Here is a 21018-nt window from a genome sequence, read left to right as displayed (position 1 = left end):
GATGGAATCATTGATTCAAACCTATTTACCAAATGTCTATAAGATGGGCTGGGCTGGTCAAGCAGGCTGGGGAACAGCCATCTACCTAACCCTTTATATGACAGTTCTTTCCTTTATCATCGGAGGGCTCTTGGGACTGGTGGCAGGTCTTTTCCTTGTCTTGACAGCGCCGGGTGGTGTTTTGGAAAATAAAGTTGTTTTTTGGATTTTGGATAAGATTACCTCTATTTTCCGTGCGGTACCATTTATCATTCTCTTGGCAGTCTTGTCACCCTTCTCTCATCTAATCGTAGGAACAAGCATTGGTCCAAATGCGGCTATCGTACCGCTATCTTTTGCAGTCTTTGCCTTCTTTGCCCGTCAAGTGCAGGTTGTCTTGGCTGAGCTAGATGGTGGTGTCATTGAGGCGGCTCAAGCGAGCGGAGCGACTTTCTGGGACATCGTGGGTGTTTACCTATCAGAAGGTCTTCCAGATTTGATTCGCGTGACGACTGTGACCTTGATTTCCCTTGTTGGGGAAACAGCTATGGCTGGTGCGGTTGGAGCTGGTGGTATCGGTAACGTAGCCATCGCTTATGGATTTAACCGCTACAATCACGATGTGACCATCTTGGCAACAATCATTATCATTTTGATTATCTTTGCAATCCAATTCTTGGGAGACTTCTTGACCAAGAAATTGAGCCATAAATAAAAAAGAGCTAGGAAATCTGTACATCATTCATAGGAGTTGTCGTTATCGTCAAGACTTAAAATTCTCTGTACTGGTTGCTATCAACCGTTACTTTTATGAGTTAGAGAGTTAAGAATTGTGGGGAGTCAATATGCAAAATCTGGGAGAAGTTTTTAAAGAATTGAGAAAGAGTCGGAATGTATCTCTACAGGAGGCGACGGGAGGAGAGTTTACTTATTCCATGCTGAGCAAATTTGAGCGTGGAGAAGCAGACTTATCATCTATGAAATTGATTACTGCCTTAGATAACATCCACTCTGATTTGAATGAATTTATGTACTTGGTACGTGGTTTTTCTCAGAAAAAGGTTTTGGCTTTTCAAGAAAATCTTTGGGATTTATATGACAGAGAAGGGATTGATTCTCTCCACTCCTTGTATGAAGAGACGACTCAAAAGTATAGTTCAAGTGGTAAAAAGAGCTATCTCTTACAAATGATTCGTATCAAAAGCCTTCTCGTGTTTTTTGATTCAGAAATAAGGGCAACGGATGAAGAACTGACTTTTCTCTATGACTATTTTTTTACTATTGACATCTGGGGAAATTATGAATTGGAACTATTTTCAACGATTTCTACTTTGTTTCCTCTGCCCCTCTATTTTAAATATTCTAGGGAGATGTTACAAAAGACGGATTTATTAGGCTCTTTACCTAGTAACAAAGCTGGTATTGATACCATTTTGATGAATGGACTTTTTAAAGCGATAGAGGAAAAGGATAAATTAAAAGCAGATTATTTTATCTTTCAGATTGAAAAACGAGACTTGCCAGAATCTCAAGCTTATCTTAAAATCATTTATATGATTGCTAAAGGGTATTATGATACTATTTTTAATGTAAAAAATAAGGGTCTTGAAAAAATTCAGAGAGGCATTACAATCTTACAAGATTTAGAGTATGTAGATGGTGCAAGATATTATGAAAACTATTTTGCAAATCAGCTTTCAAATGAAGATTTGTAATATATTCTCGTTACATCTATTGATGAAAAATAAATAGGCTTGTAGATGGATTGATAATTAGCAGTTTCTAGGCGCTAGAGTTTCTATTTTCAAAAAAAAATATATTACAAAAAAGTGGGGAGTCCCGCTTTTTTTGTTAGACTGAATTCAATAGAATACTCTTTGAAATGTGAGAAAGGCCTGTTATGAAACTATTCTTAAGACATCATTTATTTAGAATACTGACCTTATCAAGGTTTTTAAGCTCAAGTGGAGCTTATATTTATAATCTGGTATTTATCGTTTATGCTGCGAGTCTACCCTTTAAAAATATAGCTGTATTTATGGCGAATATGATTACGATTTTACCTTTCCTATTTACTTTTTATGTTGGGATTAAGGCTGATCATACTCGAAATAAAGCAGGGACAATTATCTGGGTTGGTTGTGTGCAAAGCCTACTATTTCTTTTGATTGCTAGTGTGATTCATGACCAGAACTTCGTAACGTTTGCTTTTATCTGTATGGTTAATATCTGTTCAGATATTTTATCAGATTATACAGCAGGCCTTCGTATGCCGATTATCCAGCATAATATTTCGGAAGATAAGCTCTATGAAGCTTATTCCTTTACTCAGTTTGGCTCCTATTTATCAAATCTAGGAGGTCAAGCCTTAGGAGTGTGGTTACTCACAACAAGCAATCAAAATTTTTCTTTTGTTGCGATTGTGAATGCTGGTTTCTTTTTACTATCTTCTCTCATTTTGTTCAAAAATAGCAGAGAATTGACGCATTTGTCTGTAAGTGTAGAGAATGAGTCGATTAGTTTATTTCAACAAGTTAAGGTAATCTATGCGGACATGGATAATATATTTAGACAGAGAGAAAGTAAATCATTGCTTAAAATTATTCTTGTCATTTTGGTAATGAATACTTTGGGAGGAGCTGTTGGAGGTATTTATCACTTTTACTTATTAGAGCATACTATCTATCATCTCAGCTATGCTCAAGCCCTATTTTTAATTGAATGTGTTAGCTTGGGAGGAGCTATTCTTGGTAGCCTAACCCCAAATGATTATTTTGGGAAATTGTCGTTTTCAAGTTTGCTATCGCTCAATGCAATTCTGTTTGTCTTGCTTGCTACTGCTAATATTTTAGATTTTTCTCCTCTAGTAGGTGTTGCCTGCTTAGCTTTTGTCATGTATTTGATGTCGAAATCAATGCCTAAATTAGATACTCTGTTATTGTCTAATTTGAGTGCGGATGTATTAGCTAGAAGTAATAATCTCTTGAGTATGATTTTTTCCCTAACATTACCTTTGGGGATGTCTGTATTTTCCTTCTTAGCTTTGCAAGATATCAGCCTTTGTTGGTGGGTGTTTTTGGTAGTGAGTGTGATAGGGTTGATTTTATCACTAGAAAAAAGAAGTTTTTCAGGTAAAAAATGTTAACCTAGGAAAATCAGGCTTACTAGAAGGTCTTCCAGATTTGATCCGTGTGACGACTGTGACCTTGATTTCACTTGTTGGGGAAACAGCTATGGCTGGTGCGGTTGGAGCTGGTGGTATCGGTAACGTGGCCATCGCTTATGGATTTAACCGCTACAATCACGATGTGACCATCTTGGCAACCATCATTATCATTTTGATTATCTTTGCAATCCAATTCTTGGGAGACTTCTTGACTAAGTCTTGAGCCATAAATAAAATAGGCTCCATAATATCCATAGGGGATTTACCCACTACAAATATTATAGAGCCAAATAAAAAAGAGCCGCCTGGCTCTTTTTTAGTAATCAGATTTTCTGTGCAAATTTTTTACTCAAGGCTTGTCCAATCAAGGCACCCACTAGGGCTCCGATGACAATACTTGCGATAAAAAGAAGGATGGTTCCAGGATTTGGCGCAACCATGATACGGTCGATATATTCTTGGGATTTTCCTCTTGCCAGAAGGGTAGCCATATAGGCTTTGGGCGCAATCCACATAAGCAAGATTGGACCTGTTGAGCTAAAGGCAAAGAGAATGAAAGAAAGGAAGTTCTTTGTTTGGTCCTTGTATTTTCCGAGGTTAGCTACTCCATCTGCTAGGAGACCACAGATAATTCCAGGAAGGAATGCACCAGCACCGTGTTTAGTTCCCAAGAAAAAGAGGGCGATGACAAGGCCGATAGTGGTAATGGCTCCAAAGCGCGGAACTTTTGCGACTAGGATCATATAGACGCTACCGCCGACAAGGGCAGTAAAGGCAGGCGCATAAAACATGTTTCCAGTTTGGTCAAAGAGATTGCCCAAAAGGACACCAATCCCCATGCAGAGGAAGTAAAGAACTGCAAAAAGAAGTGTAGTTAAGATAGATTTTTTCATGAATTGTCTCCTGATCATTTTTTCACAATTCTCATTTTACCATGGTTTGGTGGGATTGTAAATGGATACTAGAAGTTTTTGAAAACGCTTGAAATATGATATAATGGTTTCATAGTTATTTTTAGGGGGATATCATGGGGAGATTTTTAGACTTTGTCTTTAATCGTTTCTTTTTAGGGATGATTGCGACAGCCTTCTTTTGGCTATTAACTTTAGCAGGAGGGATTATCCTTGGTCTAGCGCCGGCTAGTGCCACCTTGATGAGCTTGTATGCAGAACATGGTTATAGCTTTCGGGAATACAGTTTGAAGGAGGCGTGGTCTCTTTATAAGCAAAATTTTGTCTCAAGCAACCTGATTTTCTATAGCTTTTTAGGGTTGGATTTAGTTTTGGTCTATGGTTTGTATCTCTTGATTCAATTGCCTCATCAGACCATCGTTCATTTGATTGCGACCTTTTTGAATGTCCTAGTAGTTGCCCTGCTCTTTTTAGCCTATACAGTATCTTTGAAATTACAAGTTTATTTTGACTTGTCTTATCGAAATAGTCTCAAACTATCCTTGATTGGCATCTTTATGAGTCTAGCAGCTGTGGCCAAGGTTCTCCTTGGGACAGTGTTACTTGTGGCAATTGGTTACTATATGCCTGCTCTTCTTTTCTTTGTAGGAATTGGGATGTGGCATTTCTTTATCAGTGATATGTTGGAACCGGTCTATGAAAGTATCCATGAAAAATTGGCGACAAAGTAGGATGAAGCAGTTTTGGCTACATACGCTTCTGCGAACATACAGTTCAGTTATGATCATTATTATTGCGAGTTTTGCAATCTTACTCTCTTACGCTGACTGGGATTCACGGGAAAAGGAAGCCCAGAGAGTAGCCCAGCGTGTAACTGCTAGAACAGTGAGTGAAATTGAATATTACCATAGAGAGTCAACCCAGATAGCTCAGGCTTTAGTTGAAAATCAAGCTCGTATTGAGGGAATCTATAAATACTTTAGCCTTAGCATGCCAGACTATTTTTACTGGCAATTAGAGCGGAAAGCTTCGCCTTATGTATCAGTCTCTCTGCATGAAAATGTTGATGATCTCTATGTTCGAAATGATTTTGTAACTGGAGTGGCCATTGCTTTTCAAGATTACAAGGAAGTCTATGTTTCTACTAAAGACAAACGTAGTGGAGAAAAAATCAGGGCTGAGGATTTCAAACCAGCAGGAAATAGTTTTGCCATTCCAGTGTCAGACCCAGTGTCAGATCAAGATTTAGGAGTGATTTACATCTCCTTGGATCCTGCTGTTTTATACCATGCCATTGATAATACTAGAGGTCATACTCCGATGGCAGTAACAGTGACTTCACCTTTTGATACGGAGATTTTTCATATTGGTGAAACAGTTGATAAGGAGAGTGAAAATTGGCTAGTTGGCTTAACTTCTCATGGTTATCAGGTTCAGGTGGCAGTTCCCAAAAACTTTGTTTTACAAGGAACAGTGACTAGCTCTGCTTTGATTGTGAGCTTGAGCCTTCTCTTTATTGTCATTCTTTATCTGACTTTGAGGCAGACCTTTGCTAACTACCAAAAGCAGGTAGTGGATTTGGTGGATTCCATTCAGGCTATTGCCCAAGGGGAAGAAGGTCTTCGCATTGACACACTTGAAAAGGATCAGGAATTGCTCCTAATCGCAGAGACCACCAATGATATGTTGGATCGATTGGAAAAGAATATCCATGATATTTACCAGTTAGAGCTTAGTCAAAAAGATGCCAATATGCGAGCCCTGCAGGCGCAAATCAATCCTCATTTTATGTATAATACGCTGGAATTCTTGCGCATGTATGCAGTTATGCAGAGTCAAGATGAGTTGGCAGATATCATTTATGAATTCAGTAGTCTCTTGCGTAACAATATTTCTGACGAAAGAGAAACTCTTCTCAAACAGGAATTAGAATTTTGCCGTAAATATAGCTATCTCTGCATGGTTCGCTATCCCAAGTCCATTGCCTATGGTTTCAAGATAGACCCAGGGTTAGAGAATATGAAGATTCCTAAGTTTACCTTGCAACCGCTGGTAGAAAACTATTTCGCGCATGGTGTTGACCACAGGCGGACAGATAATGTGATTAGCATCAAGGCGCTTAAACAGGATGGTTTTGTGGAAATTTTAGTGGTAGATAATGGTAGAGGAATGTCGGTTGAAAAGCTGGCAAATATCCGAAAAAAATTAAGTCAGAGACATTTTGAACACCAAGACAGCTACAGTGATCAAAGGCAGTCTATCGGGATTGTCAATGTCCATGAGCGTTTTGTGCTCTATTTTGGAGACCGCTATGCCATTACTATAGAGTCTGCAGAGCAAGCAGGTGTTCAGTATCGTATTACAATTCAAGATGAGTAGAAAGGGAGAAAATGTATAAAGTATTATTAGTAGATGATGAGTACATGGTGACAGAAGGTCTGAAACGTTTGATTCCCTTTGATAAGTGGGATATGGAGGTCGTCGCAACAGCCAGTCATGCCGATGAAGCCCTAGAATATGTTCAGGAAAATCCTGTAGATGTGGTCATTTCCGATGTCAATATGCCCGACAAAACAGGGCTTGATATGATTCGGGAGATGAAAGAAATCTTACCAGATGCTGCCTATATCTTGCTCTCAGGTTATCAGGAGTTTGATTATGTAAAAAGAGCCATGAACCTTAGTGTAGTGGACTATTTGGTCAAGCCTGTTGATAAGGTAGAGTTAGGAAATCTGCTGGAGAAGATTGCAGGTCAGCTTGGAGAGAGAAGAAAGAAAAGTCAGACCCTCAGTCAAGATTTAGATGAGGCTGGATTTGTCAGTTATTTAGGAGGTAAGGAGAATTGGTGGATAGGTCTATCCAAGGAAAAGCAAGGTTCCTTCACCATTCCCTACTATGTATTGGGTCAAGACTGGCAGATTTTCATTTCTGACCAACCCCTAGATGGTTTAGTCGTTACTCCCTTTGAAGCTCCCTATCAAGAACACTTTGAAGGCTGGAAGCTGAATGCTGAGAAAGCCCTCTTTTACGGCTCTGTAAATCTACAACAGTCTCAGAGTCTCTTTGCCTATTACGAACCGATTTATAGGGTTATCATTCAGGGGAATCTCAATCAAATCGTGGAAGAGTTAAACCTCTTGGAGAAAGTGGTTCTTGAAAATACACCGCGTGTTCCGATTACCAAACAGCTTTTTATCCAGTTTGTCATGGATGTCTTTCACTTGTTTGAACATCTCAAAGCTGATGATATGACGGACATTGTCAAAACCATTCATGCTATTCAAGCCTTCGATGAATTGGTTTCTTATATCAAGGAAACTCTGACCAGCTTTTTCGGTCAATACCGTATGAATGAAAATGTGGTCAGTGTGCTGGAAGTCATTGGTCGTGATTACCAAAAAGAGCTTTCCCTCAAGGATATCAGTAAGGCTCTCTTTATCAATCCTGTCTATCTAGGGCAGTTGATTAAGCGAGAAACCGATTCGACCTTTGCAGAGTTACTAAACAAACAACGTATTAAGGCTGCCCAGCAGCTCTTGCTTTCAACCAGTGACAGTATCGAAGATATTTGTTATGCTGTTGGTTACAGTAACCTTGGATATTTCTATAAAGTGTTCCGAAAATTGTGCGGAAAATCGCCAAAAGCTTACCGAAAACAGGTAGAAACGATACTATAAGATTTGTATTCCTTTGCAAAAAGTGCTATAATATGAATAATATTATCAGGAGGTTCTATTATGAAAAAGAAACCAATTTATCTATGGGTCTTGCTAATCTTGTCTGCCCTTATTTCAGCTATGTCTCTGTTTGGAATGTTGAGTCCCTTACCTAGCAAAGAAGCCCTTCGTGCCGCTCAGAAACAAGTTGCAGGGGTCAGTGCTCAGCAATTAGAAGACAACATCAATTACAGCTATAGAGTAGCAGAATCAACTCATTCTATTTTTAATATGGCCTTGATTGTGCTATCTGCTATTTTAGTGGTTGTAGCGATTGTCTTCCTTATTCGTAAGAATTTGCAATATGCAAACTATACTTATGTCGGCTATGTTTTGCTAGCCATTATTGGTTCGATTTATGGCTATGTTGGTTTACAGGATGCTGTGCAGTTAGTTCACGATGAAACCATGCGTTTAGGGATAAGTGTTATTTCACAAGCCGTTAGCATTCTCTCTATCGTCATCAATGTTCTTTTCCTAGCCCTTGTCTTCTACAAGATATGGCGTCAGCAGAAAGCCTTGGCAGAAGAAGAGGAAGCAGAAAATCTTGCTTAAGTATTGACAAAAAAGAGCTATCAAGTTACAATCTTGGTAGTTCTTTTTCGATTAAAAATAAAATCATGGAGGAAAATATGAAGACAATTTCTTTAGTTTATATTAGTTTGAGTGGCAATACTGAGAGTTTTGTGACGCGCTTGAAAGACTATCTCTTGTCCCAGTACGAGGGGATTGAGGTCCAAAAGATTCATATCAAAGATTTGGTCAAGGAAGGCCAAGATTTCTATGAAATGGACCATCCCTATGTCGCTTTTTTGCCAACCTACCTAGAAGGTGGGAATGGCGTGGATAACGGAGATGTCGAGATATTGACGACACCAGTGGGGGATTTTATCGCCTATGGTGACAATGCTAGTAAGTGTTTTGGCGTGGTTGGCTCAGGAAATCGTAACTTTAATAACCAATACTGCCTGACAGCTAAGCAATACAGTCAACGTTTTGGTTTCCCTGTCTTGGCTGACTTTGAAATGAGAGGCATGCTGGAAGATATCAAACGTGTTGCAGCGATTATCGCAGATTTGTATGAGTTGGAAAAGGAGAATTAATACTCAATGAAAATCAAAGAGCAAACTAGGAAGCTAGTCGCAGGTTGCTCAAAGCACAGCTTTGAGGTTGCAGATAGAGCTGACGTGGTTTGAAGAGATTCTCGAATAGTATAAAGTTCTTATAAGAGGTGGTTGAAGTTGTTCAACTGTTTTTTGAGTATAAACAGTCTTTAAGAACGTAAAAAAGCATAAGTTCAGGTCTTCAAAACCTTGTTCTTATGCTTTTTATCATAGAAATATTTGCTGAATTTTCTCTTGAAATGAAACCTTATCTTCATCTCGCGCTTGTCCCTTACCCTGCTTTTCCGATTGCGAGTGCGTAGATAAAGAAGATGGCGAAGCCAAAGAGGAAAATCAATCCTGCAATGGCAAGGTGTTTGAGCCAAGAAGGAAGATTTTTGTTTTCACGCGTTACCAAGGCATAATTCAAAAGAGCGAAGAATGGTGTTGTCAGGAAAGAGCCAATCATGGCAAAGCGGAGCATGGTTGATACCTGACCAGCGAAGAACTTGATAATGACGATACCGATGATAGCAGTGATGGTCATCCAGATGTTCAAAGATTTACGATTGTCCTCTTTTTGACTGATTAGCAGTCGGAGAGATTCCTGATTGACGCGAGAATAGCCATCGATAACAGTGATAACTGTTCCAAAGATACATAAGAAGGCAATAAAGGTAATCAAGTAACGGGACCATTCGCCAAGAACAGAGGCATACATGCCCACGAATTGAGAGATGTATTTGGCTGAAGCGGCTTCAACCGCCTGCCCTGTAGGATACTGAATCAGTGCTCCCAGTGCCACAAAGAAGACGGCTAGGATAGCTGTTCCAATATAACCAGTGTTAAAGTCAAACAGAGCGTCTTCTGTGTTAAAGTTGACGGTCTTTCTCTTTTCAGCTGACCAAAGTGAATTGATAGCTGAAATTTCAATAGGAGCCGGCATCCATCCTAGGAGGGAGACGATGAAGGGCAGAGCTGCCATTTGCCAAGGTGTTTTCTCAACAAAATCAGAGCTGTATTCGGGATGCTTGACCGCCGCAATGATAACTGCAAGAACAGTCGCAATGGTCAAAGCAGACATAATCCATTTGACCATGCCGTCTAAAAGTTTGTAGCCTCCAAAGAGTAACATAGCCCAAATGATGGCAACGAGAATGAGGGACCACTGAGTGATGCTAAGACCAATCATTGGGAAGGCGCTGGCGATGATAGCTGAGCACAGAATGGCAACACCAGCCGTGTTGACCATAGCCGAAAAGACATTGAGGATAAAGAAAATCCAGAGATAGAGTTTTCCTTTTTCGGCATAACCTTCAACCAAAGTCTTTCCAGTATCAGCGGTGTATTCAGCACCAAAACGGAAAAATGGATATTTAAAGACATTAGCTAAGATGACCAAGAGAAGTAGAGACCAACCGTAAGAACCGCCAGCTTGAGTGGAAGATACAATGTGAGAACCGCCAACAGCGGCAGTTGCCATTAGGATTCCAGGTCCCATTGCTTTTAGCTTGCTTGCCCAGGTTGATTGATTTAAGGAAATAGCTTGCGACATGATAAATACTCCTTTTTGAATTTTCAGAATAATCTGGATATGTAATCTATATTCTACAAAAAATTTTGGAAAAATGCAAGAGTATTTTGAAAAAAGATAGAAAATTTACAAAGAAGATCTGAAATAACTGTTATGATATAGCGGATTGAAACTAGAATAGTACACCTCTGCTTCTAAAACATTGTTAGAAATCGATTTGACTGTCCTGATCGATTTATCCTGTTCTTATTTCATTTCACTATAGTAAGGTGCAGCAGGATAAAGAAAAACCGAGAAGTTTCTTTCTCGGATTTGCTTATTATGAGGTGCCTATTTTCTATGCTCCAAGAGTTGATTGATGTGATCTACTTTTTTAGCCTCTCTTTTATAGAGAATAGCCCAGATGATGAGATAGACAATCGCAAACTCGATAATGAGCTGGAGGTAGAAAATCCAGTGGAAAGGGAACCAACTAGCAAGAGTTGCTAGTGGGACGAAGCCAGCCAGCATAAGGAAGAAATGAGTCAGAGTGGCACGAAGCATGCTCCAGTCACGGCTGAATAAGCGGTTGCCAAAGTTGAAGAGCATACCAATGGCTGCCCAGATAAGTGTGCAGTAGAGCAAGACCAAGGCACCGTGAACCTGATGCTGATCCATCACTTGACCGATGAGAGAGTAGGGATTTAGTGGTGCGTAGGTATTTGGTGCATAAATGAGTGAAAAGAGGATAGAGAGGATGAGGCCGATAAGAACACCGGCAGCTGCATCGTGAAATACTTGTTTTTTCATAGTTCTAATTTCTCCTTGATGGTTTTTAGATAACGGCGTGAAGAGTAGGTGAAGCTTTCGTTTTTCAAGAAAATTTCTACCAGACCGTTTGGCGTGAGCTTGAGGTGAGAGATGGAATCGATATTGATGATTTCTGATTGGGAAATTTGGATAAAATTGGTTGGCAAGAGTTTAAGAACCTGATAGAGTCGCAAATCAATGCTGTAGGTCTGACTCGCGGTTTCTGCTAGAACCTTCCGATTCTCGATATAGAAGCGCTGAATCTTGCCAATCTCAACTAGATAGACCTGATCATCGATTTTTCCTTTGATTTTTTCTCTTTGGTCCAGATTTTCTGCGAACTCGATGACTTTCTGGACTTTTTCGGTTTCTTGAGGTGCTTGGACAATCAGCTTTTCCTCCTCGTAAGTCTCACTAATCTGTAGTTCTACTTTCATAGTTTTCTCTCCTTTTCAGTTATACAAGGTTGTGATCACTTCCTGTATATCCTTATTAAACACTATTTTATAGCCCATGGCAAGGAACCTTGTCTATGTGGCGCTTGCTTTTCTGTCCTATCTGAAATATGGTATAATAGCACTAATCAATTTCTAGGAAAACAGGTACAGAAAGGGGCTGAAAAATGTCTCATATTATTGAATTGCCAGAGGTGCTGGCAAACCAAATCGCGGCTGGAGAGGTCATTGAACGTCCTGCCAGTGTGGTCAAAGAGTTGGTAGAAAATGCTATTGACGCGGGTTCTAGTCAGATTATCATTGAGATTGAAGAGTCTGGTCTCAAGAAGATTCAAATCACAGATAATGGTCATGGAATTGCCCACGATGAGGTAGAGCTGGCTCTGCGTCGTCATGCGACCAGTAAGATAAAAAATCAGGCAGATCTCTTTCGGATTCGGACGCTTGGTTTTCGTGGTGAAGCCTTGCCTTCTATCGCTTCTGTTAGTGTTTTGACCCTTTTGACGGCGGTGGATGGTGCTAGTCATGGAACCAAGTTAGTCGCGCGTGGGGGTGAAGTTGAGGAAGTCATCCCAGCGACGAGTCCTGTGGGAACCAAGGTTTGTGTGGAGGACCTCTTTTTCAACACGCCTGCTCGCCTCAAGTATATGAAGAGCCAGCAAGCAGAGTTGTCTCATATCATTGATATTGTCAACCGTCTGGGCTTGGCCCATCCTGAGATTTCTTTCAGCTTGATTAGTGATGGCAAGGAAATGACGCGGACAGCTGGGACTGGTCAACTGCGACAAGCAATCGCAGGAATTTATGGTTTGGTCAGTGCCAAGAAGATGATTGAAATTGAGAATTCTGACCTTGATTTCGAAATTTCTGGTTTTGTGTCCTTGCCTGAGTTGACTCGGGCTAACCGCAATTATATCAGCCTCTTCATCAATGGCCGTTATATCAAAAATTTCCTGCTTAATCGTGCTATTCTTGACGGCTATGGCAGTAAGCTCATGGTGGGGCGTTTTCCACTGGCTATCATTCATATCCATATCGACCCCTATCTAGCAGATGTCAATGTGCATCCGACCAAGCAAGAGGTGCGGATTTCCAAGGAAAAAGAATTGATGGCCTTGGTTTCAGAAGCTATTTCTAATAGTCTCAAGGAGCAAACCTTGATACCTGATGCCTTGGAAAATCTTGCCAAATCGACTGTGCGAAATCGTGAGAAGGTGGAACAAACTATTCTCCCACTCAAAGAAAATATGCTCTACTATGAGAAAACTGAGTCGACAAGACCTAGTCAAGCTGAAGTAGCTGATTATCAGGTGGAATTGACTGATGCAGGACAAGACTTGACCTTGTTTGCCAAGGAAACCTTGGATCAGCTGACCAAGCCTGCAAAACTGCATTTTGCAGAGAGAAAGCCTGCTAACTACGACCAACTAGACCATCCAGAGTTAGATCTTGCTAGCATCGATAAGGCTTATGACAAGCTGGAGAGAGAAGAATCATCCAGCTTCCCAGAGTTGGAATTTTTCGGTCAAATGCATGGAACCTATCTCTTTGCCCAGGGGAGAGATGGGCTTTACATCATAGATCAACACGCAGCTCAGGAACGGGTTAAGTACGAGGAGTACCGTGAAAGCATTGGCAATGTTGACCAGAGCCAGCAGCAACTCCTAGTGCCCTATATCTTTGAATTTCCTGCGGATGATGCCCTGCGTCTCAAGGAAAGAATGGCACTTTTGGAGGAAGTGGGCGTCTTTCTAGCAGAGTACGGGGAAAATCAATTTATCCTGCGTGAACATCCTATTTGGATGGCAGAGGAGGAGATTGAGTCAGGCATCTATGAAATGTGCGACATGCTCCTTTTAACCAAGGAAGTTTCTATCAAGAAATATCGAGCAGAGCTAGCTATCATGATGTCCTGCAAGAGATCTATCAAGGCCAATCATCGTATCGATGACCACTCAGCCAGACAGCTCCTTTATCAGCTCTCTCAGTGTGACAATCCCTATAACTGTCCTCATGGACGTCCTGTTTTGGTGCATTTTACTAAGTCGGATATGGAAAAGATGTTCCGACGCATTCAGGAAAATCACACCAGTCTCCGTGAGTTGGGGAAATATTAAATGATGTTTGAAGTGAGATAATAGAAGATTTGCTGAGATTATTAGATATACAAAAATTGGATTTTAATTTAGCATGAAAATGAGTGACTGAAATAATCTGTTCTCCAGAATATTTCAGTCACTCATTTTTGCATAGATTAATAATTATTTATCAAATCCATTATGTTAGTTATTTTAGGTATAAATTCATTTAAAAAGGATTGATAGCCACAGAACTCATTTTTTTCATCAACGTACATTGAATTTTTCATTCGCTTACATCCACCACGACATATGTTTAGAAAAGGGCAGGATGTACATTTGGAAGGAATTTTCGATAGTGGACGAGAATATAAAAATTGTTTAGCAATTTTGCTAGAAAAGAGTTCTTTCAATCCCATTTCTTGGATGAAGCCCATTCTGTATTCATCCAAAGCGAAAAAATCGCAAGGATAGACACTTCCGTCTCCTTCTATGACATATTGAATACTGCAATTTCCGACAAGCCCGCAAGCGTTTACTTCTTTTCTTACAATTAAATTAAAAACATCATCAAATAATTTAATGGATATATAGTGTCCACTAGCTAATTCAGCTAGCCAAAGAGGTAGAATATCATGGTAGAATTGAAAGAATTTCTGAGGAGTAAGTGCATAAGAACTTTTTTCGCTTGGATTTAGTTCATCTAAGCAAGGGATAAATTGGACATAGTGGATATTTTCTTGTTTTAAAAAAATAAAGATATCTTTTGCGTGTTGAGCTAATTCTTGTGTTAAAACACAAAGCACATTATAATCGATTGAATAATCATCAAAAAGACGTTTTGTCTGTATTACTTTTTGGAATGTTCCTCTACCTCTTGGGTCAAGTCGACTCATATCATGTAGAATTGGTGTTCCATCTATTGATAAACCGACTAAAAAGTTATTCTCTTTGAGAAATTCACACCATTTTTTGTTGATAAGAATTCCGTTTGTTTGTATTGAATAATGTACAGAAACTTTTTTTGTCTGTTTTTGTACGCAAGTGATAAGATGCTTAAAATAAGATAATCCTGCTAAGGTAGGCTCCCCTCCTTGGAAGCCTATGGACAACTCATCTCCATCAGCTAAATCTATAAATAAATGTTCAATCATTTTTTCAGTAGTCTCGGGTTTCATTTTTCCATAGGAACGAACTTCTCGTAATGAAGTTACATCAGCATAAAAACAATATTTACACCGAATATTACAAAGAGATGAAGATGGTTTGATTAGTACGGATATCTTTTTCATGTCTATTTCCTACTTTAAATTTACAAAGGAGAATCTATTGTTTTAGATGATAAAATTTTAACAAATTGAGAGTATTTCGCAATTGTTTTCTCTTCTATATTGTGGTCAGTAATCAAATAGTTAATATCTTCTAAATTGTAAAATTGATAGAAATCGATTTTATTAAACTTTGAATGATCTACTAGTAAAAACTTTTCTTGTGCTTTATTTAAGGCTGCGGTTTGTATATCCCCAGCACTTTCAGTGAATGTTGAGATGTTTGTACCATATATAGCATTACAGCTGATGAAAGCTTTAGTAAAATTCATTGATTCTAAACAATTAAATGCTGTTTTTCCGACAAATGCACCTGTTCGTTCACGATATGTTCCGCCTACTAATACTAATTCCTTAAAATTTTTTTGATTTAGTATGACGAAAACAGGCCAGCTGTTAGTAACAACTCGTATATCTTCTTCAGTGATTTTATATGCTAATTGTTCTAATGTTGTTCCAGAACCGATAAAGATAGTTTCACCAGGTTTGATAAAGTGAGAAGCGATATCTGCGATTTCTTTTTTCTCGTTCATGTATAAGGATTGTTTTTCAAATTGTGATTTTTCGTTTCGAACTAATTTACTTTCTGCTCCGCCATGAACCTTTATTAATTCATCTTTTTCTTCTAGTTCAGTTAAATAGCGTCGGATTGTCATAGTTGATACATTGAGATGTTGAGCAAGTTCTTGGATTGAGACATAGCCTTTAACGTTTACTGTATCTAGGATAAATTTTATTCGCTCATTTTTTTTCATAGTAGATTCCTTCTGGTTCTCTTTTGAATTTATAATATCATTAAAATGTCATTTTTTCAATCAAAAAGCACAAAAGGACATGAAATAACACTATAAAATAACAAAAAATAACACAATATAACATTGTTAACAAAAAAATAACAAAAATAGAACAAAAAGTGTTGACAAATGATTAAAAAAGATTATAATTAATATTGTAAGCGATGTCATAAATATAATTTAGGAGGGAAAAGATGAGATATCTTGTTATAAGTCATGGACCGATGTCAAAAGCTGCGGTAGAAAGTGCAGAAATGATTTTAGGTTCTCAAAATCGTGTTAATACGTTATCAGTGACAATGGATTCGACGATAGAATCAATGTATGAAGAAATTGTGACAGTTACGTCTGTATATCCAGATGAGGAATGGATTATTCTGACAGATATTATTGGTGGAACTCCGTTTAATGCATCTTATCGTTTTTTAGAAACTAATGGAAATGTATTGATCGTAACAGGCTTTAATTTACCCTTGTTAATTGAGTTGTTTATGCACTCGGAGTTACGCTTGTTAGAGGCAACAGAAGTAATAAAAAATATATTACCAAATACAATGTCAATTGTTGATAAGGCAATAACTTCCGAACCTATTGAGGAAGATTCATTTGATTTATAGAAGGAGACATAGAAATGGCAGTAGAACTTGTTAGAATTGATGACCGCTTGATTCATGGTCAAGTGGCAACTACTTGGACTCGTAATTATGAAATTGAACAAATCTTAATTATTAATGATGAAGCTAAAAATGATCCAGTTCAGCACAGTGTTGCAAATTTTGCCGTTCCCCCTGGTGTTAAGGTTGTTATTTTTGGAGTTCGTCAATTTGCTGAGGTTATGAAGAAAAGTGAAATCAAAAAGAGAACGATGTTATTATTTACAAATCCCATAGATATTAAATTTTTAGTAGATGAAGGATTGAAAATTAAAGAAGTTAATGCAGGAGGGATGAGATTTAAAGAAGGACGTAAAAGATTAGAGAAAGCAATCTCTGTAACAGACGAGGAACATCAAGCCTTTGTTGATTTGATGAATGAAGGAATTCATATCAATGTACAAATGGTTCCTAAAGATCCTAGGGTGGATTATAAAACGTTAGTTTAAGACCTTTATTGATTAAATTAAATTCAAAAGAAAAATAAAAGAAAGGAGAAAATCTTATGATTTTCAAAGCGCTTATTGTGGCGATTTGGGCGGGGCTATGTGCCCTTGACCAGTTCGGACCACACCTTGGCTTTCGAAAACCATTATTAGCAGGTGTAGTAGTAGGATTCTTGCTGGGAGACCCAGGGCAGGGATTGATTATCGCTGGTACTCTTGAGCTATTGTGGTTAGGAACAAATAATGTAGGAGCCTATCAACCACCTGATGTTATTTCAGGAGCTGTTGTTGGTGTCGCTATCGGTATTTTATCAGGTGGTGGTGAGGCTGCAGGTGTTGCAGTTGCAGTACCTGTTGCGCTTCTAGTTCAACAACTAAGTATGATTATAATGACTACTAATGTATCATTAGTACATACGGCAGATAAAATTGTTCAATCGGGTGAATTTGGAAAAATTGATAAGTTGCAGTATTTGGGCGGTTTATTCTTCTTTTTAAGTCGAGCTGTGCCAGTGTTTATCTCAGTATGGTTAGGTGCTCCAGCAGTAGAAGCTGCACTAGGTGTTATTCCAGCTTTTGCCTTAACTGGATTGACAGTTGCTTCTAAACTTATTCCAGCAGTTGGTCTTGCTATGCTACTTTCAATGATGTTGAAAAAGAATATGTGGATTTTTCTTACACTAGGTTTTGCATTAGCAACATTTTTACAAATACCAACTGTTGGCATTGCAATTTTTGCTCTTGCAGCAGCTGCCTTGTATGATATTTTAATGAATCGTGGTGGAATAGAAAAAAACGGAGATTCTGAGGAATCGAGTGTAGTTGTTGCAGATGGGGAAGGAGAGTTTGATTTATGACCAACGAAAATAAAATAACAAAAAAAGATTTGAATAAAATGTTTTGGCGTTGTCAGATGATTCAATTCTCTCACAATTATGAGCGATTACAAAGTCTAAGTACTCTATTTGCATTGACACCAGTTTTGTCTAAATTATACAAAGGTAAAAGTAAAGAAGAATGTGTCAATGCTCAAAGACGCCATTTAGAATTTTTTAATAGCCATCCAGTACTTATTCCGTTCATATTAGGTGTTACAACTGCATTAGAAGAAACCACTACTGAAGATGAAAAAGAATCTGTTATTGCTGTAAAAACAAGTTTGATGGGGCCTTTGGCTGGTTTGGGTGATAGCTTATTGAACTTTACATGGTTTCCGATTGCAGGAAGTATAGGGGCTTCATTTGCAGTTCAAGGAAATTGGATGGGGCCAATATTGATGTTCTTGCTGATAAATGGTTTATATTTCCCTTTGAAATATTACAGTATTCACATAGGATATAGTAAAGGGAAAGAATTATTAACATCGGCAAATGGGAAAAAGATTTTAGATAGAATTTCAACATCGGCGAATGTTCTTGGTGTAATGGTAGCGGGTGCGTTAATTACATCTACAGTTAAGTTAAAATTAGGGTTACAATTTGGTGAAGGCGATGGGGCTATAGTGCTTCAAGATACTCTTGATAAAGTATTACCAAATATGTTGCCTTTAATTCTTACATTAGTTTGTTTGTATTTAATGAAAAAATGGAATGGTAAATACGTTGTGTCAATGATTTTTGTGATTATTGGAGTTTCTATCTTCTTATCATATTTTGGAATCATTGTTTAGATTAAAACGAGGTAGGAAATGAAGGTTGTTCTAGTATTAATGGATACGCTACGAAAGGATTTTTTGAAAACATATAATACAAATTCTTTTGTAGCGACACCTAATTTAGATGCATTTGCTCAAGATTCGGCTGTTTTTGATAATCATTATATTGGCTCAACTCCCTGTATGCCTGCACGACGTGATATTATGACTGGTCGTTTAAATTTTTTAGAGAGATCATGGGGACCAATTGAACCATTTGACATCACTGTATCAAAGGTGCTTCAAGAGCATGGAGTATATTCACACTTAACGACAGATCATACACATTATTTTAGACTTGGTGGAGAAGGCTATATTAACCAATTTACAACTTGGGATTTTCATCGCGGTCAAGAAGGCGATCCATGGATTTCACGAATAAAAGATCCAGAGTGGATGCCAGAACAATATTATGGTAAGCTAAGACGTCAATATCAAGCGAATCGTGAATATTGGTATGAAGATGAGGATAAATATCCTACTCCTAGGACATTTAAATCGGCATGCGAATGGTTAGAATTAAATAAAGATGAGGATGATTTCTTTATTCAAGTAGAAGTTTTTGATCCTCATGAACCGTTTGATGTACCTAAAAAATACATGGAGTTGTATGATAAAGTATATACTGGTCCATATTTTGAAACTCCAAATTATGGGGAAGTAGATGTCCCAGAAGAGGCGGTAGACTATATTCGAAAACGGTATGCTGCACTTATGACTATGACAGATGTACATTTTGGTCGCCTAATTAATAAAATGAAGGAATTAGGAATATACGATGATACTTTAATCATTGTGACATCTGACCATGGATATTTCTTGGGAGAAAGAGAGCTGTTCGGAAAAAATTATATGCATAATTTTAATGAATTAGCAGCAATTCCTTTGTTTGTCAAGGACCCAGTTCATCGTAAACAAGGCGAAAGAATAAAAACAGTATCACAGAATATTGATATCATGCCAACCATATTGGATTATTTTGATATCCCAACTCCAGATGAAGTACAGGGAAAATCCTGGTTACCGCTATTAGATGGGAAAGAAAATGAAAAAGAGTATGCTGTTTATGGTGCTCATGGCATCACAGTGAATATTACAGATGGACGGTATACCTATTTCAGAGCTCCAAAACCAGACAATTCTCCTTTAAATGAGTATGCTGGAATCCCAACAACTATTCGTCATTATTTAGGAGAGCAGAATCCTTCAGAAATTGAAATGGGACAGTTTCTTGAACGAACTCCTTTTCCAGTTTATAAGATTCCTATAAAAAAACCAGCTATTTTAGATGGTTTAGGGGATATGTCAGGGTATACAAAGGATAGTTTACTTTTTGATTTGGAAATTGATGAAGGTCAAACTTCTCCACTTAAGGATGATGAATTAGAAGACCGTATGAAGCATTTGCTGGTAGAAGAAATGAAGAAACTCGAAGCTCCAGAGGAACAGTTTGAAAGATTAGATTTATTGGATATCTTATAAAAGAAGGGACATGTTTATGATTTATATTCCTGGTGGTAATTATTGTATCGGAACAAATGAAAGGATAGGGTTTGAGTATGATTATGAAGGTCCCCGTACTGAAATATCTATTGCTCCTTTCTACATTGATGAGACAACAGTAACAAATCAAGAATTTTCAGAGTTTGTGAAACAAACTGGATATATTACTGACGCTGAAAAGATTGGTTGGTCTTATGTGTTCAAATATTTTATAGAGGATATAAATCAAATTTCTATAGAGATGCAGAAGACACCTTGGTGGTTAGCAATAGCAGGAGCATCATGGTGCCATCCGGAAGGACCACTGACAGATATCCGTACTCGTATGGATCATCCTGTAGTACATGTTACTCGGAACGATGCACTAGCCTATTGCCAATGGGCTGGAAAAAGATTACCTACAGAAGCAGAATGGGAAATAGCAGCTCAAGGTGGAACCGAGTATGAGCATTATTATTGGGGTGATAATCTTATCTTTAGTGATAAGCATATGTGCAATACATGGCAAGGGCAGTTCCCTACTCTTAATTCATTAGATGATGGATATGCGGGGACTGCTCCTGTTAAGACATATGAACCGAACCCTTATGGGCTTTATCAAATGATAGGGAATGTTTGGGAGTGGTGTGTAAATCCAGGGAAAATAGAACTGCAATCTTTTCAGATTGTGTCTGGTAAAGATTTTTGGAGAGAACATCAAATCTGTGATGATGAACAGTATGCTATAAAAGGAGGCTCCTTTTTATGCCATTATAGTTATTGTAATCGCTATAGAATGTCTGCTAGAAATTCTACAACAGCTATGACAAGTAGTCAAAATATGGGTTTTCGTTGTGTAAAGGACATCAGCTAATAAAGGAAGTGAGATGT

General features: G+C 38.3%; 21 protein-coding genes and 1 pseudogene. 16 read left to right on the top strand and 6 right to left on the bottom strand.

Annotated elements, in window-relative coordinates; genetic code table 11:
* Nucleotide 1 precedes the first annotated feature (1 nt).
* The 4 genes and pseudogenes from HT728_RS08135 to HT728_RS08120 form a co-directional block, all read left to right on the top strand.
* Nucleotides 2-694 carry a methionine ABC transporter permease gene (locus HT728_RS08135; protein WP_000444652.1) on the top strand — a complete coding sequence of 231 codons (693 nt, stop codon included), beginning with the start codon at nucleotides 2-4 and terminating at the stop codon, nucleotides 692-694.
* Between the two features lie 130 nt (nucleotides 695-824).
* Nucleotides 825-1694, top strand: a complete 870-nt coding sequence (locus HT728_RS08130; RefSeq protein ID WP_172929901.1) for an Rgg/GadR/MutR family transcriptional regulator — start codon at nucleotides 825-827, stop codon at nucleotides 1692-1694.
* A 185-nt stretch (nucleotides 1695-1879) separates the two neighbouring features.
* On the top strand, nucleotides 1880-3124 hold the full coding sequence (locus tag HT728_RS08125) for a transporter (RefSeq protein ID WP_173234730.1): 1245 nt from the start codon (nucleotides 1880-1882) through the stop codon (nucleotides 3122-3124).
* A 22-nt stretch (nucleotides 3125-3146) separates the two neighbouring features.
* Nucleotides 3147-3368 (top strand): annotated as a pseudogene (locus HT728_RS08120) (ABC transporter permease); the annotation flags it as partial.
* Between the two features lie 100 nt (nucleotides 3369-3468).
* Here HT728_RS08120 and HT728_RS08115 read toward each other — a convergent pair.
* A complete protein-coding gene (locus HT728_RS08115) occupies nucleotides 3469-4038 on the bottom strand; it encodes an MptD family putative ECF transporter S component (protein ID WP_173234728.1) in 570 nt (189 codons plus the stop codon).
* A gap of 134 nt (nucleotides 4039-4172) precedes the next feature.
* Between HT728_RS08115 and HT728_RS08110 the strand changes: the two genes are divergently transcribed.
* From HT728_RS08110 to nrdI, 5 genes are all read left to right on the top strand, one after another.
* Entirely contained in the window at nucleotides 4173-4787 is a 615-nt protein-coding gene (locus tag HT728_RS08110; protein WP_023932469.1) for a YesL family protein, read from the top strand.
* Nucleotides 4765-6435 (top strand): sensor histidine kinase, encoded by a 1671-nt coding sequence (locus HT728_RS08105; protein WP_345890043.1) that lies wholly within the window; start codon nucleotides 4765-4767, stop codon nucleotides 6433-6435. Before HT728_RS08110 ends, HT728_RS08105 begins: the two co-directional genes overlap by 23 nt.
* A gap of 11 nt (nucleotides 6436-6446) precedes the next feature.
* Nucleotides 6447-7733, top strand: a complete 1287-nt coding sequence (locus HT728_RS08100; protein WP_173234725.1) for a response regulator transcription factor — start codon at nucleotides 6447-6449, stop codon at nucleotides 7731-7733.
* 60 nt (nucleotides 7734-7793) lie between these two features.
* Nucleotides 7794-8327, top strand: a complete 534-nt coding sequence (locus HT728_RS08095; RefSeq protein WP_023935558.1) for a hypothetical protein — start codon at nucleotides 7794-7796, stop codon at nucleotides 8325-8327.
* Between the two features lie 77 nt (nucleotides 8328-8404).
* Complete coding sequence (nrdI, locus tag HT728_RS08090) at nucleotides 8405-8875, top strand: class Ib ribonucleoside-diphosphate reductase assembly flavoprotein NrdI (RefSeq protein WP_050209058.1); 471 nt, start codon at nucleotides 8405-8407, stop codon at nucleotides 8873-8875.
* Nucleotides 8876-9167: 292 nt separating this feature from the next.
* Here nrdI and HT728_RS08085 read toward each other — a convergent pair whose 3' ends face one another.
* The 3 genes from HT728_RS08085 to HT728_RS08075 form a co-directional block, all read right to left on the bottom strand.
* The gene (locus tag HT728_RS08085) at nucleotides 9168-10430 is read right to left on the bottom strand and encodes an NRAMP family divalent metal transporter (protein WP_000075789.1); all 1263 of its coding nucleotides are present in this window, start codon (nucleotides 10428-10430) and stop codon (nucleotides 9168-9170) included.
* A gap of 309 nt (nucleotides 10431-10739) precedes the next feature.
* Nucleotides 10740-11198 carry a DUF3021 domain-containing protein gene (locus HT728_RS08080; protein ID WP_023939708.1) on the bottom strand — a complete coding sequence of 153 codons (459 nt, stop codon included), beginning with the start codon at nucleotides 11196-11198 and terminating at the stop codon, nucleotides 10740-10742.
* Nucleotides 11195-11635 (bottom strand): LytTR family DNA-binding domain-containing protein, encoded by a 441-nt coding sequence (locus HT728_RS08075; protein ID WP_000861956.1) that lies wholly within the window; start codon nucleotides 11633-11635, stop codon nucleotides 11195-11197. Before HT728_RS08075 ends, HT728_RS08080 begins: the two co-directional genes overlap by 4 nt.
* Nucleotides 11636-11820: 185 nt before the next feature.
* Here HT728_RS08075 and mutL point away from each other — a divergent pair, with 185 nt between their 5' ends.
* A complete protein-coding gene (mutL, locus tag HT728_RS08070) occupies nucleotides 11821-13770 on the top strand; it encodes a DNA mismatch repair endonuclease MutL (protein WP_173234723.1) in 1950 nt (649 codons plus the stop codon).
* Nucleotides 13771-13907: 137 nt separating this feature from the next.
* On the opposite strand, the gene HT728_RS08065 is transcribed toward mutL, so the two are convergent.
* A complete protein-coding gene (locus HT728_RS08065) occupies nucleotides 13908-15023 on the bottom strand; it encodes an SPASM domain-containing protein (RefSeq protein ID WP_173234721.1) in 1116 nt (371 codons plus the stop codon).
* Nucleotides 15024-15043: 20 nt separating this feature from the next.
* The gene (locus tag HT728_RS08060; protein WP_049513092.1) at nucleotides 15044-15814 is read right to left on the bottom strand and encodes a DeoR/GlpR family DNA-binding transcription regulator; all 771 of its coding nucleotides are present in this window, start codon (nucleotides 15812-15814) and stop codon (nucleotides 15044-15046) included.
* 233 nt (nucleotides 15815-16047) lie between these two features.
* Here HT728_RS08060 and HT728_RS08055 point away from each other — a divergent pair, with 233 nt between their 5' ends.
* The 6 genes from HT728_RS08055 to HT728_RS08030 are packed head-to-tail and all read left to right on the top strand — an operon-like array spanning nucleotide 16048 to nucleotide 21001.
* Nucleotides 16048-16470, top strand: a complete 423-nt coding sequence (locus HT728_RS08055) for a PTS sugar transporter subunit IIA (protein WP_050242633.1) — start codon at nucleotides 16048-16050, stop codon at nucleotides 16468-16470.
* A 14-nt stretch (nucleotides 16471-16484) separates the two neighbouring features.
* The gene (locus HT728_RS08050; protein WP_049513096.1) at nucleotides 16485-16955 is read left to right on the top strand and encodes a PTS sugar transporter subunit IIB; all 471 of its coding nucleotides are present in this window, start codon (nucleotides 16485-16487) and stop codon (nucleotides 16953-16955) included.
* A gap of 56 nt (nucleotides 16956-17011) precedes the next feature.
* The gene (locus HT728_RS08045) at nucleotides 17012-17809 is read left to right on the top strand and encodes a PTS sugar transporter subunit IIC (RefSeq protein ID WP_049513099.1); all 798 of its coding nucleotides are present in this window, start codon (nucleotides 17012-17014) and stop codon (nucleotides 17807-17809) included.
* A complete protein-coding gene (locus HT728_RS08040) occupies nucleotides 17806-18621 on the top strand; it encodes a PTS system mannose/fructose/sorbose family transporter subunit IID (RefSeq protein WP_049513102.1) in 816 nt (271 codons plus the stop codon). Before HT728_RS08045 ends, HT728_RS08040 begins: the two co-directional genes overlap by 4 nt.
* Before the next feature lie 18 nt (nucleotides 18622-18639).
* A complete protein-coding gene (locus HT728_RS08035; RefSeq protein WP_173234720.1) occupies nucleotides 18640-20127 on the top strand; it encodes a sulfatase in 1488 nt (495 codons plus the stop codon).
* A 16-nt stretch (nucleotides 20128-20143) separates the two neighbouring features.
* Nucleotides 20144-21001, top strand: a complete 858-nt coding sequence (locus HT728_RS08030; RefSeq protein WP_050242631.1) for a formylglycine-generating enzyme family protein — start codon at nucleotides 20144-20146, stop codon at nucleotides 20999-21001.
* Nucleotides 21002-21018: the final 17 nt, after the last annotated feature.

The organism is Streptococcus sp. 544 (assembly GCF_013277385.1).
GTDB classification, from domain to species: domain Bacteria; phylum Bacillota; class Bacilli; order Lactobacillales; family Streptococcaceae; genus Streptococcus; species Streptococcus mitis_BA.
The sequence above is the reverse complement of the archived record's forward strand: the minus strand, read 5'-3'. Positions and strand labels throughout refer to the sequence as shown.

Excerpts from the sequence above, each read along its gene's own strand:
- mutL (WP_173234723.1), top strand. The coding sequence starts at position 11,821 with ATGTCTCATATTATTGAATTGCCAGAGGTGCTGGCAAACCAAATCGCG.
- HT728_RS08060 (WP_049513092.1), bottom strand. The coding sequence starts at position 15,814 with ATGAAAAAAAATGAGCGAATAAAATTTATCCTAGATACAGTAAACGTT.
- nrdI (WP_050209058.1), top strand. The coding sequence starts at position 8,405 with ATGAAGACAATTTCTTTAGTTTATATTAGTTTGAGTGGCAATACTGAG.
- HT728_RS08035 (WP_173234720.1), top strand. The coding sequence starts at position 18,640 with ATGAAGGTTGTTCTAGTATTAATGGATACGCTACGAAAGGATTTTTTG.
- HT728_RS08045 (WP_049513099.1), top strand. The coding sequence starts at position 17,012 with ATGATTTTCAAAGCGCTTATTGTGGCGATTTGGGCGGGGCTATGTGCC.
- HT728_RS08065 (WP_173234721.1), bottom strand. The coding sequence starts at position 15,023 with ATGAAAAAGATATCCGTACTAATCAAACCATCTTCATCTCTTTGTAAT.
- HT728_RS08085 (WP_000075789.1), bottom strand. The coding sequence starts at position 10,430 with ATGTCGCAAGCTATTTCCTTAAATCAATCAACCTGGGCAAGCAAGCTA.
- HT728_RS08105 (WP_345890043.1), top strand. The coding sequence starts at position 4,765 with ATGAAAAATTGGCGACAAAGTAGGATGAAGCAGTTTTGGCTACATACG.
- HT728_RS08100 (WP_173234725.1), top strand. The coding sequence starts at position 6,447 with ATGTATAAAGTATTATTAGTAGATGATGAGTACATGGTGACAGAAGGT.
- HT728_RS08050 (WP_049513096.1), top strand. The coding sequence starts at position 16,485 with ATGGCAGTAGAACTTGTTAGAATTGATGACCGCTTGATTCATGGTCAA.
- HT728_RS08135 (WP_000444652.1), top strand. The coding sequence starts at position 2 with ATGGAATCATTGATTCAAACCTATTTACCAAATGTCTATAAGATGGGC.
- HT728_RS08110 (WP_023932469.1), top strand. The coding sequence starts at position 4,173 with ATGGGGAGATTTTTAGACTTTGTCTTTAATCGTTTCTTTTTAGGGATG.
- HT728_RS08040 (WP_049513102.1), top strand. The coding sequence starts at position 17,806 with ATGACCAACGAAAATAAAATAACAAAAAAAGATTTGAATAAAATGTTT.
- HT728_RS08075 (WP_000861956.1), bottom strand. The coding sequence starts at position 11,635 with ATGAAAGTAGAACTACAGATTAGTGAGACTTACGAGGAGGAAAAGCTG.
- HT728_RS08130 (WP_172929901.1), top strand. The coding sequence starts at position 825 with ATGCAAAATCTGGGAGAAGTTTTTAAAGAATTGAGAAAGAGTCGGAAT.
- HT728_RS08125 (WP_173234730.1), top strand. The coding sequence starts at position 1,880 with ATGAAACTATTCTTAAGACATCATTTATTTAGAATACTGACCTTATCA.
- HT728_RS08030 (WP_050242631.1), top strand. The coding sequence starts at position 20,144 with ATGATTTATATTCCTGGTGGTAATTATTGTATCGGAACAAATGAAAGG.
- HT728_RS08115 (WP_173234728.1), bottom strand. The coding sequence starts at position 4,038 with ATGAAAAAATCTATCTTAACTACACTTCTTTTTGCAGTTCTTTACTTC.
- HT728_RS08080 (WP_023939708.1), bottom strand. The coding sequence starts at position 11,198 with ATGAAAAAACAAGTATTTCACGATGCAGCTGCCGGTGTTCTTATCGGC.
- HT728_RS08055 (WP_050242633.1), top strand. The coding sequence starts at position 16,048 with ATGAGATATCTTGTTATAAGTCATGGACCGATGTCAAAAGCTGCGGTA.
- HT728_RS08095 (WP_023935558.1), top strand. The coding sequence starts at position 7,794 with ATGAAAAAGAAACCAATTTATCTATGGGTCTTGCTAATCTTGTCTGCC.